Consider the following 13,765-nt stretch of genomic DNA (forward strand, 5'->3'; position numbering starts at 1 on the left):
ATGGCTATGGCGAGGAAGTCCGACACACTCTCGGAAGACGTCCAGCCCGAGGACGTCCGGCTCGAGGCCTCCCTGCGTCCGCGCTCGTTCGACGAGTACGTGGGCCAGGGGCCCGTCGTCGAGAAGCTCAAGATCTACGTGCAGGCGGCCCGCAGCCGCGGTGACTCCCTGGACCACTGCCTCTTCTCCGGCCCCCCGGGCCTGGGCAAGACGTCGCTGGCGCACATCATCGCGAACGAGTTGGGCGTGGGCATCCACGTCACCAGCGGTCCCGCCCTGGAGCGCAAGGGCGACCTGGCGGGCCTGCTCACCAACCTCAACGCCCGTGACGTCCTCTTCATCGACGAAATCCACCGCCTCAACGCCGCCGTGGAGGAGTACCTCTACCCGGCCATGGAGGACTTCCGGCTGGACATCACCATCGACACCGGGCCCGCCGCCCGGGCGATGAAGATTGACCTGCCGCCCTTCACGCTCATTGGCGCCACCACGCGCACGGGCCTGCTCACCTCTCCGCTGCGGGACAGGTTCCAGATCCAGGAGCGCCTGGAGTACTACGACGCCAAGGCGCTGGAGCTCATCCTCCACCGCTCCGCGCGCATCCTCGGCATCCCCCTGGACAAGGACGCCGCGCGCGAGGTGGCCAGCCGCTCGCGTGGCACGCCCCGCATCACCAACCGGCTGCTGCGCCGGCTGCGCGACTTCGCGGAAGTGGAAGGCGACGGGAAGATCACCCTGGAGCTGGCGAAGAAGTCACTGGACCGGCTGGGCGTGGACGCCAGCGGCCTGGACGCCATGGACCGGAAGATCCTGCTCACCATCATCGACAAGTTCGGGGGCGGCCCGGTGGGCGTGGAGACCATCGCCGCCAGCGTGGGCGAGCAGCGGGACACGATTGAAGACGTGTACGAGCCCTTCCTGATGCAGGAGGGCTTCCTCCAGCGCACCCCCCGGGGGCGCATGGCCACGCACAGGACCTATCAGTACTTCAAGAAGCAGCCACCGGCCACGCCCCAGGGCAACCTGTTCTGAGACTAAGCTCTTACTCGCCATGAGCCAGGACACGCCTCCCGCCTCACCCGCCACCGGACGTGACTTCTACGCGGACCTGATGCGCGCCTCCCAGACGTCGCGCGCCGGGTTCCTCGCCGAGCGCGAGCGCTGGCTGCGCGGCGTGCCCGTGGAGGGCCGCGAGGAGCTGCTCTTCGAGTTCGAGATGCTCCTGCGCGCGGTGGAGCGCTACCTCAACCTCAACACCGTGGTGGACGCGCGCGACAGGCCGCTCGTCACGCGCGACTTCCATGAAGAGCTGGCGGACGTGCGCGACGCCATGGACCGCGCCATCCGCGTCGCGCGCCACCTGCAGGACCCGGACAGCGACCAGAAGATGGTCTTCCGCAAGTACGTGGAGACCCAGCTCGCGGACGACCGCGTCCGGCGCGCCCTCATCGAGGAGCAGCTGGACCAGGAGACGCCCCCGGAGAGCCTCTTCGTGCTGCGCGAGGCCTTCGACGCGCTGAAGAACCTGCTGGACCACCTGCTCAAGCTGCCGGTGGCCAACCTCGGCCTCTTCCAGGACGTGGGCAAGCTGGCCCTGCGCGAAATCGTCCTCAACCGCTACTTCCGCCCCTTCCGCCCGCTGGAGTTCCGCGTCGAGTACGACCGGCTGCGCTCCGTGCGCCTGCTCGACACGCTGGGCACGCTCCCGGAGGACCAGCGCACCCTCTTCTCCACCGCCTTCCTCGGCCTCTTCCGCCTCCTGCACTACCTGGCCTACGTGGACGCGGAAGGACAGCCGCCGTACTCGCGCCGCGTGCGCGTGCTGCTGGCGCTGGTGCGCAGCGAGGCCACCTCGCTCGCCGCGTGGATGCACTCGGAGCTGTCCCCGAAGGCGGCCTCCAAGTCCCTCCAGGCCGCCACGCTGCGCGCCGCGCGCGACATCGCCCGCGAGACGGAGCGGGTGGCCCGCGAGGTGCTCGTCAACCTGGACCGCGACCTGGAGGCGCCCGCGCGCGCCGCCGTCGCCTTCACCTCGCTGCTGCGCACGCAGGTGGTGGTGCTGCTGGAGACGCTCGCCCCCAACGGCGGGCTCGCGGACGGTGTCTTCGACGAGCTGATGAGCCCGCAGGACGCCGCGCTCCGGCTGCGCAAGGACCTGTGGGTCTACGCCCAGCTGTGCCGCACGGCCGAGACGTACCTGCGCGCCGAGGACGTGCCCGCCGCCGAGCGCGCGCTGGACGCCCTCAAGTCCTTCCTCGACTATTTCCACGCCGGCGGCTACCAGTTGCTGCGCTACGCGGACTACGACGCCTTCGACCGCTTCACCGCGCTGCTGGTGGAGCTGCCCTGGCCGCCGGAAGGCCCCGGCATCCGCGCCCGCCTCGCGGAGGACCTGCGCCGCTTCGTCCAGACGCTGGAGACCACCTTCCACGCCGTCAGCCGGCGCACCCTCCTGCAGGGGCGCGGCTTCGACAGGCAGGAAGCGGAGGCCCTCCGGGACCGCTTCCTCTCCGCGCCCGCCCGCTGACGGCGGGACCGCGGCGCCCCACCTCCCCCACACGCTCCGTGCCAGGGCTCCCCCACCCGGGGTGGCTCCGGCGCGTTTGCGTCCAGCCGGTTCCTTGCGCTATGGACGCGGCGGTGTTGCATGGAAGACACGCTGCGGCATGGCGGGGCAGGGTGAGGGGACGCGGATTCCGGGTTCTGACGAATCCCGGACATCGGTGTCACGGTATCGGGCGAATCCTGCAGGCTTCACACCGGGGGGAGGGTGTCGGACCGGAGATGGCACCCACCACGACGCACCCAAAAGCCGAGCCATTCCAAGGAGTTGGAGCTGTTTCCACCTCCCCCGGCCCGGCCCCGCACGTCACGTGTCCGTGGCGTGCCGATTGCAGAATCACCGCGTCGCGTCAGATCACTGATGAACGTTTACGGGTCCAACCGGCGGGACCCGGACCGGAAGTCCCGCAGCACGAGCAGCCACGAGGCGACACCGACATGCGACCGTCCTCCTACAACCAGCGCACCGTTTCGATGACTGCCACCCTGCAGGGTGTGGGACTGCACTCGGGTGCCAAGGTGACGCTCACCCTGCGTCCGGCGCCCGCGGGCCACGGTATCGTCTTCGTGCGTACGGACCTGCCCCGGCCGGTGAGCATCCCCGCGCTGGCGGAGTTCGTGGTGGACACGTCGCTGGCGACCACGCTGGGCCGCGACGGCGTGCGCGTGGGCACGGTGGAGCACCTCATGTCGGCGCTGGCCGGCCTGGGCATCGACAACGTGCGCGTGGAGCTGGACGGGCCGGAAGTCCCCATCATGGACGGCAGCGCGGCGCCCTTCGCGGCCCTCGTCCAGGAGGCCGGCGTGCGCGAGCTGGACGCGCCCAAGGAGCTGCTCGTCATCCGCAAGCCGGTGTCCGTGGTGGACGGTGACAAGCAGGCCTCGCTCACGCCGTCCAAGCACTTCCGCATCAGCTGCACCATCGACTTCGAGCACCCCGTCATCCAGGGCCAGTCCTTCGACCTGGACTTCAGCGACAGGGAGTTCTCGCGCGAAATCTCCCGCGCCCGCACCTTCGGCTTCCTGCGCGACGTGGAGAAGCTGAAGCAGCTGGGCCTGGCGCGCGGCGGCTCGCTGGAGAACGCCGTCGTCGTGGACGAGGTCTCCATCCTCAACCCGGACGGGCTGCGCTTCCCGGACGAGTTCGTGCGTCACAAGATTCTCGACGCCATCGGCGACGTGTCGCTGTTCGGCCGCCAGGTCATCGGGCACATGACGGCGTACAAGACGGGCCACGCGCTCAACCACAAGCTGGTGCGCAAGGTGCTCTCGGACCCGAGCTGCTACGAGATCGTCCCCGCCCGTCGCCGCGAGCTGGAGGGGATGGACCTGGGCTTCACCGGCCTGACGGGGGCGCTGGAGCTGGAGCCCCTCGTCGCCTGAAGCCATTTCCTTGCAGGTCAGGCTTAGCTCGACTAGGACGCGAGCTTATGCTCAAGCCCACCCGAGTCATCCTCGCCGCTCTCCTGGCGGCCACCATCACCGCCGGCTGTAACAAGGAGAAGGCGCCGGTCACCGCTCAGGGGCCGGCCGCCACCGCTCAGCAGGCCAATGCGGGTGAGCCCGCGCCTGACGCTGTCGTCGCGACCTTCGGCGACGGGCAGAAGATCACGTACAAGGAGCTCAACGACAAGATCGCCGAGCCCCTCTCCAACCTCGAGAAGCAGAAGCACCAGCTGCGCAAGCGCGGCCTCGAGGGCATGGTGACGGAGAAGCTGGTCGACGCCGAGGCGAAGAAGAAGGGCATGACGCAGGAGCAGTTCCTGAAGGCGGAAATCGACGACAAGGTTCCCGCCCCGCCCGAGGAGAAGATCAAGGAGGTCTTCGACGGCGCCAAGGGCCAGCTGCCTCCCGGGTCCACCTACGAGCAGATGAAGCCGCAGATCGTGGACTTCCTCACCCAGCAGCCGAAGCAGGAGCGCGCGCAGGCGCTGTTCGCGGAGCTGCGCAAGAACGCGAACGTGCAGATCACCCTGCCCGAGCCCCCGCGCCCGCCCGCCGAGCGCAAGCAGGTGGCCGCCACGGGCGCCGCCAAGGGTGCCAAGGAAGGCGCGCCCATCACCATCGTCGAGTTCAGCGACTTCCAGTGCCCGTTCTGCAGCCGCGCCAACGCGTCCGTGGACCAGGTCATGAAGGAGTACCCCGACAAGGTCCGCCTGGTGTTCCGTCACTTCCCGCTGGAGTTCCACAAGGAGGCGCCGAAGGCCTCCGAGGCCGCGCTGTGCGCCGGCGACCAGGGCAAGTTCTGGGAGATGCACGACACGCTCTTCGCCAACCAGCAGAAGCTGGGCGTGGATGACCTGAAGAAGCACGCCGCGGACCTGAAGCTGGACACCGCGAAGTTCAACAAGTGCCTCGACTCGGGTGAGAAGGCCTCCGTCGTCCAGGCGGACCTGGCGGACGGCAAGAAGGTCGGCGTGTCCGGCACCCCGGCGTTCTTCATCAACGGCATCCTGCTGTCCGGGGCGCAGCCGTTCGAGGAGTTCAAGAGCATCATCGACGAGGAGCTGAAGACCGCGCAGAAGTAGTCGCGCGCGTCATTCGGGGGGCACGGGCGGTGGCGTCCAAACCGAAGGCCACGCCTCGTGTCAGCGGTGAGCAGGCCTCGCTCGAGTTGGAGCGGCCGCTCACCGCCGGCCTGTCCCCCTCCCGTCCCCTCGCGGCCTGGTTCCATGGGCCCGAGGGGATGGTCCTCCTCCAGGAGCCGACCGGCTTCGCTGGCTTCCTCGCTGGCAGCCTGGGCACGCTCTCTGTCGAGGAGGTGTTCGCCCACGTCCTCTCCGGCATCCGCAGCGGCCTGCTGGCCGTGCAGGGCGGCACGGTGCGCCGCACGGTGTCCTTCCGGGACGGGCAGGTGGTGTTCGCCACGTCCACGGAGCGCTGGGAGCGGCTGGGCGCGGTGCTGGTGCGGCTGGGCATGCTGAAGCAGGCGCAGCTCACCCAGGCGCTGTCGCGGGTGACGCCGTCGCGGCGCATCGGCCAGGTGCTGACGTCCGAGGGCCTGGTGTCCGAGGCCAACCTCTACAGCGCCATGACGTACGTGGTGCGTGAGGTGGTGCTCAGCCTCTTCGAGATGGTGGAGGGCAGCTTCCTCTTCGTGGAAGGCCCCGCGCCCATGGCGGACGTGGTGAAGCTGCCCGAGCGCACGCGGGAGCTGGTGCTCACCGGAATCAAGCGCTCGGAGGAGGTGTCGCGCCTGCGCCGCCGCTTCCCGGAGGACATGCGCGTGGAGCCCGGGCCGGCGGGTCCGCTGCCCGGCGAGGTGCGCCTCTTCACGGGCCTGGGCAAGGGCGGCCCCCTGGGCGAGCTGCGGACGCTCTACGAGGGCGGGCCCTACGCCTTCTACACGTGGCTGGACGAGGCCGTGCGTGGCGGCCACCTGGCGGTGCGGCCTCCCGCGCCGCCCCCGGTACCGGGCCCTTCCGTGGAGGGCATGGCCTGGGAGCTGCTCTCCGCCGAGGAGCGCTACAACCTGCTGCTGTCGCTGATTCACCGCGCGCTGCGCGACGCGGGCAAGGAGGAGGACCTGCTGAAGGGCTTCCTGGACGCGCCGCCCTCGGGCCTGGAGGACGCCTTCGCGGGGGTGACGCCGGGCCCGGACGGGCGGGTGGACGTGGCGCGCCTGCGCGCCAACCTCGCCGGTGGAGGAGAGGCCGTTGGGCGCGCCCTCACCCTGGAGGCGCTGGACGCCATTGTCTCCTACGCGCTCTTTTCAGCGCGCAACGCGCTTCCTCCCGACGTGGCGGAGCGGTTGTCCAACACCTACCGCACACTCCAGGGGGGGCTGGCCTAGGGGAGGCCCCGTGCCCACGTTGGCGTCCACTGCCTTTGCGGCGGGGGACGAGCGACATGGGCGCGATGCGGAAGCTGGGGTGGGGACTCCTGGTGCTGGGCACGGCCTGCGGAGGCTCCCGCGCGGCGGTGAAGGACTCCCGGGGCGAGGCCGTGAAGCACGAGCAGGTGCAGGGCGTGGGCGGCTCCGGTGATGCCGGCCGCTCCACCACCCGCCGCTACGTGGACGAGGACCTGGGCTTCGAAATCATCCGGCCCACGGCGGACTGGCAGCTCGACGAGACGAACGAGCGCACGCCGGAGGGACTCTCCATTCCCGTCATCCTCCGCCACAACACCTCCGGGGCGCAGGTGGTGCTGCAGGTGGCCCCGGCGGTGGCGTCCCCCACGCAGTTCGCCGAGCGGCTGACGGAGGGACTGCGCCAGCAGCCGGGCTTCACCACCACGGACCCGGTGCCGATTCCCCTGTCCGAGAATGCGGTGGGCTTCGACTTCACGGTGGGGGACGCGGTGCTGGGCCGCGTCGCCGTGCGCGAGGGCCGGCCGGGCCGCGTGCTGATGATGCTGGCCACGTGGCCGGCACAGTCGGCGGCGGACGTCACCCGGAGCGTGGACGCCCTCATCGAAGGCGTCCGTCCGCTCCCGGGGCCCGGGCCCGGCGCGGTACAGGCGGCGCCGGTGTCCCAGGCGTCGCGCCGGTAGCTACGCGCGCGAGGACTTCCGCGTGCCCTTGCCGCCCTTCGCCGCCTTGGGGGCCGGCGCCGCGGGCAGCGCGTAGGCCTCGGGATTCGCGGCCTGCGTCTGTGCGCGCAGCCGCACCCACTCCACCAGCGTGCGCACGCCGACGCCGGTGCCGCCCTTGCTCAGGTAGCCGCGCTCCTTGGGGCTGTTGGACGGGCCGGCGATGTCCAGGTGCACCCAGGGCGTCTCGCCGACGAACTCCTTGAGGAAGAGCGCGGCGTTGATGGAGCCGCCCCAGCGCTCGCCGGAGTTCTTCATGTCGGCCACCTCGGAGCGCAGCGCGTCCTTCTGCAGCTCGCTCACCGGCATGCGCCACATCTCCTCGCCCGCGGTGCGCGCGGCCTGGAGCACCTCGTTCACCGCGCCGTCGTGCTCGCCGAAGGCGCCGACGATGTAGTTGCCCAGCGCGATGACACACGCGCCCGTGAGGGTGGCCAGGTCGATGACGGCGGACGGCTTGTGCTCGCAGGCCCAGGTGAGGATGTCGCCCAGCACCAGGCGGCCTTCCGCGTCGGTGTTGGTGATTTCCACCGTCTTGCCCAGGCGCGAGGTGAGGATGTCACCGGGCTTGTACGCGTTGCCGGACGGCATGTTCTCGCACGCGCCGATGAAGGCGTGCACGGGGAAGGGCGGCTTGAGCGCGGCGATGACCTTCATCGCGCCCAGCACCGCGGCCGAGCCGGCCATGTCCGTCTTCATCTCCACCATGCCCTCGGTGGGCTTGAGGGACAGGCCGCCCGAGTCGAACGTAATCGCCTTGCCCACCAGCGCCAGCGGCGGGCGCTTCGCGTCACGCGCGTTCTTCGGCGTGTAGGCGACGTGGATGAGGCGCGGCTCCTCGGTGCTCCCGGCGGTGACGCCCAGGAACATGCCCATGTTGAGCTTCTCGATTTCGCGCTGGCCTCCGATGGTGACCTGCAGGCCGCCTTCCTTCGCCGCCTGCCGCGCGGCCTCGGCCAGCGCCTTGGGGGTCACCGCGTTGGGCGGCTCGTTGACCAGGTCTCGCGCCCAGTTGGTGGCGTCCGCGATGCGCTTGCCCAGCGCCAGCGCGTCGTCCAGGGCCTTCGACTTCTCGGTGCCGTCGGGCAGCACCAGGGCCACCTTCGTCACCTTCGCCGGGTTCTTCTCCTCGCGGGCGGAGGACTTGTACTTGTCGAAGCGGTAGAGGCCCAGCCCCAGGCCCTCCACCGCCGCGCGCACGGCGCTCTCCGCCGCGTCCGTGGCCGGCAGCACGAAGGCGACCGAGCCCACCTTCAGCCGCTGCGCCGCCTTCACCGCGCGGCCGGCGGCCAGGCGCAGCACCTCGGGCTGGAAGCGGGCGCGGTTGCCCAGGCCCAGCAGCAGCACGCGCTCCGCGGTGGCGCGGCCGTGCGTGTGCATCAGGAAGGACTGCTCTGCCTTGGCCTTGAAGCCCTCCTGGGTGGCGGCGCCGCGCAGGCGCCCCTCCAGGGCGGAGTCGGCCGCGGCCAGGGAGGACGGGGCGGTGTCTCCCAGCTCGCCCTCGAAGAGGGGAATGACGAGCAGCTCGCCGCTCGCCTTCGTGACATCGCCGGAGACGAAGCTGAAATTCATGGGCCGATGAACTCCTGAACGGATGGAAGGGGATGCTGGAGGTCGCGGACTGTAACGCCCACCCTGTCGAGCGCAAAGCGCTCGATTTCATTCGAGCATTGCAATGACGTGAGCCACTGGATAGCAGTGTGGGGAATGCCCACGCTGCTGATGCATCTGACCGCCATCGAACGGATGGCCGCCAATCCGGGCGACCTGCCGGCGGACTGGGTGCGCGCGCTCGCCGAGGACCTCCCGTATGCGCGCTTCGGCGCGGCGCTGCCGGACCTGCCGCTGTGTGAAGGCGTGCGCGGAGGGCTGTCGGCCTTCCTCCCGGAGCGGGAGCGGCCGCACTTCGCCCGCCTGTACCACGAGCGCGCGCCGGTGGGCTTCGGCCTGAAGATGGCGGAGCTCGTCGCCGCCGGCGCGCTGGTGGGCAACGAGGCGGGGCTCGCGCTGTTGGCGGGCTATTTCACGCACCTGTGTCTGGACCGCCGGCTGTATCCGGTCGTGGACAGGCTGGTGAGCCGCCACCGCCGCCGCGGCGAGCAGGCACGCGACGCGCACCGCGACATCGAGTGGGCGCAGACGCTCTTCTATCTGCGCGAGCTGCACGGCGTGGAGCTGATGGGCACGCCGCGCATCCGCGAGAAGTGTCAGGTGGTGAAGAGCCCGGGCTTCCCGTGGCGCGGCATCGGCCGAGGCATCTACGAGCTGGTGCGCCTGTCGTCGCAGGAGCGCGTGGGCCAGTCGCCGTCCAAGGCGGACGTGGACGGCTGGGTGCGCGGGCTGTACGTCTCCGGACTCTTCCTCTCCAGCCCCATGGGGCGCATGCGCTCGCTGCCGGCCTACGCGCACCTGTCCTTCCATGAGCTGTACCGCAACGACACCCTCGACTTCGCCGCCGAGGTGGAGGGCGCGCTGGAGTCCGCGCGCGGCGTGTTGCGCAGGCTGCACGGCTACATGGCCCGGGGGACGTTCACCCCCCGGACGCGCGCGCGTTTCCTCGAGGTGTTTCCCGAGGGCACACTCGGCGCGTGTGCCGCATAGCGTCCATGCGTACTGGCTGACAGCACACAGTTCCTCGCGCGCAGGGCAGGCATCCTGGCGAGCATTTTCCCCAGAGGGGAATGCCGCTGTCCGAACCAGGGGACCGCTCCTATCCTCGTGGAGGAATGACGGTCCTACTCCTCATGGTGACGGGCGGCCTCGCGGGCTCTCTCGGGGCGATGCTTGGCATTGGAGGAGGCATCGTCCTCGTCCCGGTGATGGTGTTGTTTTTCGGCATCCCCCTCGAGGAGGCGGTACCGGCCAGCCTCATGTGCGTGGTGGCCAACTCGTGCGCGGCGGCCGCGGGCTACGTGCACAATCACCTGAGTGACATCCGGCTGGGGCTGACGCTGGAGCTGGCCACGGTGATGGGCGCCATCGCCGGTGGCGTGGTGGCGGCGATGGTGGCCCCGGCGATGGTGGCGGTGGTGTTCGGCCTGTTCACCCTCTACGTCTCCCTGCAGATGCTGCTCTTGCGCTCGCCGCGGCGGGAGCCGGCGACGCTGGATGACTACACGCCGATGAACTACCCGCTGGGCATCTCCGGCTCCTTCATCGCGGGCGGGCTGTCCTCGCTGCTGGGCGTGGGCGGCGGCCCGCTGAAGGTGCCGCTGATGAGCTACGGCATGCGGGTGCCGTTCAAGGTCGCCAGCGCCACCAGCAACATGATGGTGGGCGTGACGGGGGCCGCGAGCGTGGCCGCCTACGCACTGCACGGGCATCTCAAGCTGGCGCTGGTGTCTCCGCTGGTGGTGGGGGTGCTGTTCGGCGCGTACGTCGGCGGCCGGCTGATGCCCAAGGTTCCCACCGCCGTGCTCAAGCGGCTCTTCGCGGTGGTGCTGCTGGTGGTGGCGAGCCAGATGTTGTGGAAGGGAGGGGCGGGACTGTGGCCGAGCATGGTGAAGTGAGCGAGCCGGAATCAGCCGGCGCCAAGGCGCATGTGGTGTCCGCGGCGGTGATGGCGGACACGCACCGTGCCCACAACGCGGTGGTGAACACGGCGCGGCCGGAGTCGCTGGCGCCGGAAGTGGAACCGGAGCCCATCACCCACCCCGGGTTCGACACGACGCCCGGGGCGCGTGCGCGGCGTCGGGACCTCGCGGTGGCTGGAGACCGGTGGATTGCCCGGGTGCTGCGCGGCGGCGCGGTGCTCAGCGGCGGCATGTTCGTGGTGTCGCTCGGCCTGGAGGCCCTGCCGCGCTCGGAGGACGTGCACGTCACCATCGACCTGCTGCGCAAGGGCGCGGCGTCGCTGCTGCTGGTGACGCCGGTGGCGCGCCTCGCGGTGGCGGGTACGCTGCTCGGGCTCAAGGGCGAGTGGCGCTACACCGTCATCGCCGCGGGCGTGCTGGGCCTGCTGGCGATTGCGGTGGGTGCCGGCATCCAGGCCTGACGTGACGCAGGTGCGGCGCTCTTCCCCTGGAGCAGGGGAGGAGCGCTTCGTATTTCAGACGCCGCGCGCGGCGAAGTGGGCCAGCACGTTGCGGACCTTGGCGACCTCGTCCGCGCGGCCCTGCTCCTCGTACAGCGGCAGCACCGTCTCGAACTGGGCGCGGGCCGCGGCGAAGTCCTGCAGGTAGTAGCAGGACAGGCCCAGGTCCCACCGGGCGCGGGCCTCGTACACGTGGTCGTGCAGCTCCTTGTAGAGCTCCACCGCCCGCAAGAGGTGGGGGCGGGCGCCGTCGTGGTTGCCCAGCAGGCCCTCGGACTCGCCCAGCAGCAGGTGGCCCTGCGCGAGCGCCTCCGGGTCCTCGCCCTGCTCCAGCAGCGGCACGGCCTCCAGGAAGCGCTTGCGGGCGGGCTCGTACTCGCCCTTCTCCATGCGGATGTCGCCGATGTCGAGCAGCAGCCGCGCGATGCGGTCGGGGTTGCGCGTCTGGCGCAGGAGGATGAGCGCCTCCTGGTACTTCTCCTCGGCGGCCTCCGGCTGGCCCAGCGCGCGCAGGGACTCGCCGATGCAGGCGCGGGCCAGGGCCTCGCCCTCGCGGTCCTTCGCCTCGTTGAAGAGCAGGGCCGCCTGGGCGATGTGCTCAATCGCGCCGCGGTGATCCTCGAAGTTCGCCTTCACGATGCCCAGGCCGAGCAACGCCTGCGCCTGGCCGGGCTTGTACTTCGCCTGCTGGAAGAGGCCGAGCGCCTCCTCGTAGAACTCGCGGCTCGCGGCATGGTCCTCCAGCAGGCCGTGCAGCTCCGCGAGGCTCACCAGCCCCTGGCCCACCTCGGTGGGCGAGCCGGTGATGCGCAGCGGGGCCAGCGCGTTCTTCTGCTTCTGGATGGCGTCGAGGATGTGGGCGCGTTGGGAGTCGTCGGTCGGGTGCATGCGAACCTCAGGCGTCGCCACCCTTGCGGCGCCGGGGCGCCTTGTCCAACGAATCGTCCTTCTCGCTGATGTGAGTCCCGTTGACGGGGACCTCGAGCGGGCCATTCACGGGGCGCACCTGCACGCCGCCCCCGTGCGCATGGGCCGGGCCTCCGTCCGCCGAGTGATGCACGCGCTCCGCCTTGTCGCCCTGCTCGTGGACGAGCAGCGGGGAGAAGAAGCAGTCCTTCTTCGTGTACTCGTCGAAGGCGAAGGCGAAGCGGTAGCTGGCGGCCGCGCGCTGGTTGCAGTCCGTGCGCTCGCAGAAGCGGCAGGAGATGCCGGACGGAATCGCGTCCTTGCGCAGGTCCGTCGTGGGCAGGCCGTAGGCCAGGTACTTCGCGTTCTCCGCGTGGGTGCCCAGGCCGATGGAGTAGGCCGTGCCCTTCACGATGGAGCCCTCAATCGGCTGCAGCTGCACCTTGGCGAAGCAGAAGTACGTCGTGCCGTCCGGCATGATCGAATACTGACGGGTGATCTGGGACGGGTTGAGGAAGGCCAGGTGCACGGCCCACTTCGCGCAGCTTCCGCCGCCGGTGGCGAAGCGGATGCCGGTGCCGCTGTAGCGCTTGGAGATGTTGCCGGCGATGTCCGCGCGCAGGAAGTGGAAGGGGATGCCCGGGCGCTTCGGGTCCGACAGGTTGCAGAGCCGGTGCGCCACCGTCTCGTAGGTGGAGCCGAAGATGCTGGAGAGCAGCTCCACGTCGTAGCGCGTGCGCTGCACCTCCTTGAAGAAGTCCCCGTAGGGCAGCATCAGCGCGCCGGCGAAGTAGTTGGCCAGGTTGACCTTGATGAGCCGCTCCGTCTCGCCGTGCCGCATGCGGCCCGCCACGAGGATGCGCTCCACCAGCTTCTCGCGGTCCATGACGAGCAGGCCGATGGACGCGGCAATCTGGAACTTCAGCGGCTGCTCGGTGAGGAAGGGCGACAGGGTGAGCGTCTTCTCCTCCGGGTCCAGCCGCCGCACCACGGACGAGCCACTGGGCGCCGGGTCGTCGAAGAGGACGCGGTAGCCGAAGCGCTCCTCCAGCAGCCGGATGAGCTGGCCGCTGGTGAGCTGGCGCTCCAGGCTCATGTCGCGCCGCATCGCCTCCGCCTGCTCCTCCAGCTCCGGGAAGTAGTTGCGGTGCTTCTCCAGGAAGTCGCTGACCTCGTCGAAGGGCGAGTAGTCGAAGCGAACACCCGGCACCGTGCCGTTCTGCGCGCCGCCCTGCGCCCGCGTGCGCTCCTCCACGTTGAGCTGCGCGAGCACGTTCTCCAGCTGCGTGCGCGTGTTCTTGTAGAGGTTGAAGAGCGCGGCCACCGTGCCGGCCAGCTTCGGCTCGGCCGACAGCGACTGGAGCGACTCGGGGTCGATGTCGAGGCTCTTGAGCAGTGGCTCATCCAGCAGCTTCGCCAGCGCCTCGTCCACGCGGCCCTCGCCCAGCGTGGACATGAACTGCTCGGGGTCCTGGTCGAAGTAGCGCAGGGCCTTCCAGAGCAGCGGGAAGGGCATCACCCGCTTCCCCTTCTCGATGAGGTTCAGGTACGCGGGGGACACCCCCAGATCCTTGGCCGCGTCTGCCTGCTTGATGTTGCGTGCAAGCCGCAGCCCACGGAGCTTCAGGCCCACGTTGGCGTTCAGTGCGTTGTCGTTCATGGCCGAATCGGTGGCCCTTCTGGATCGCGCCGGACCTCGCGCTCCTCGGGCCTGGGGCCACTTTGCAAATC

General features: G+C 70.1%; 12 protein-coding genes. 9 read left to right on the forward strand and 3 right to left on the reverse strand.

The genetic code is table 11. The features are described from left to right. The 6 genes from ruvB (at position 1) to OV427_RS37825 (ending at position 7,056) form a co-directional block, all read left to right on the forward strand. Positions 1-1,032: a Holliday junction branch migration DNA helicase RuvB gene (gene ruvB / locus OV427_RS37800; protein WP_267861085.1), complete on the forward strand. Its 1,032-nt coding sequence runs from the start codon at positions 1-3 to the stop codon at positions 1,030-1,032. 19 nt (positions 1,033-1,051) lie between these two features. After that, entirely contained in the window at positions 1,052-2,527 is a 1,476-nt protein-coding gene (locus OV427_RS37805; protein WP_267861086.1) for a hypothetical protein, read from the forward strand. A 473-nt stretch (positions 2,528-3,000) separates the two neighbouring features. Then, positions 3,001-3,945, forward strand: a complete 945-nt coding sequence (gene lpxC, locus OV427_RS37810; RefSeq protein ID WP_267861087.1) for a UDP-3-O-acyl-N-acetylglucosamine deacetylase — start codon at positions 3,001-3,003, stop codon at positions 3,943-3,945. Positions 3,946-3,992: 47 nt separating this feature from the next. Beyond that, complete coding sequence (locus tag OV427_RS37815) at positions 3,993-5,090, forward strand: thioredoxin domain-containing protein (RefSeq protein ID WP_267861088.1); 1,098 nt, start codon at positions 3,993-3,995, stop codon at positions 5,088-5,090. A gap of 29 nt (positions 5,091-5,119) precedes the next feature. Beyond that, positions 5,120-6,355, forward strand: coding sequence for a DUF4388 domain-containing protein (locus OV427_RS37820; RefSeq protein ID WP_267861089.1), 1,236 nt, complete (start codon positions 5,120-5,122; stop codon positions 6,353-6,355). A gap of 56 nt (positions 6,356-6,411) precedes the next feature. Next, a complete protein-coding gene (locus OV427_RS37825; RefSeq protein WP_267861090.1) occupies positions 6,412-7,056 on the forward strand; it encodes a hypothetical protein in 645 nt (214 codons plus the stop codon). On the opposite strand, the gene OV427_RS37830 is transcribed toward OV427_RS37825, so the two are convergent. Further along, positions 7,057-8,667, reverse strand: a complete 1,611-nt coding sequence (locus tag OV427_RS37830) for a leucyl aminopeptidase (protein WP_267861091.1) — start codon at positions 8,665-8,667, stop codon at positions 7,057-7,059. A 135-nt stretch (positions 8,668-8,802) separates the two neighbouring features. Between OV427_RS37830 and OV427_RS37835 the strand changes: the two genes are divergently transcribed. The 3 genes from OV427_RS37835 (at position 8,803) to OV427_RS37845 (ending at position 11,089) form a co-directional block, all read left to right on the forward strand. Then, positions 8,803-9,696, forward strand: coding sequence for a hypothetical protein (locus OV427_RS37835; RefSeq protein WP_267861092.1), 894 nt, complete (start codon positions 8,803-8,805; stop codon positions 9,694-9,696). A gap of 125 nt (positions 9,697-9,821) precedes the next feature. After that, complete coding sequence (locus tag OV427_RS37840; protein ID WP_267861093.1) at positions 9,822-10,604, forward strand: sulfite exporter TauE/SafE family protein; 783 nt, start codon at positions 9,822-9,824, stop codon at positions 10,602-10,604. Continuing rightward, positions 10,601-11,089, forward strand: coding sequence for a hypothetical protein (locus OV427_RS37845; RefSeq protein WP_267861094.1), 489 nt, complete (start codon positions 10,601-10,603; stop codon positions 11,087-11,089). The genes OV427_RS37840 and OV427_RS37845 overlap by 4 nt, the downstream gene beginning before the upstream one ends. A gap of 54 nt (positions 11,090-11,143) precedes the next feature. On the opposite strand, the gene OV427_RS37850 is transcribed toward OV427_RS37845, so the two are convergent. Continuing rightward, positions 11,144-12,016, reverse strand: coding sequence for a tetratricopeptide repeat protein (locus OV427_RS37850; protein ID WP_267861095.1), 873 nt, complete (start codon positions 12,014-12,016; stop codon positions 11,144-11,146). 7 nt (positions 12,017-12,023) lie between these two features. Further along, on the reverse strand, positions 12,024-13,694 hold the full coding sequence (locus OV427_RS37855) for a helix-turn-helix domain-containing protein (protein ID WP_267861096.1): 1,671 nt from the start codon (positions 13,692-13,694) through the stop codon (positions 12,024-12,026). Positions 13,695-13,765: the final 71 nt, after the last annotated feature.

Origin of the sequence: Pyxidicoccus sp. MSG2 (assembly GCF_026626705.1) — a bacterium.
Taxonomy (GTDB): Bacteria; Myxococcota; Myxococcia; order Myxococcales; family Myxococcaceae; genus Myxococcus.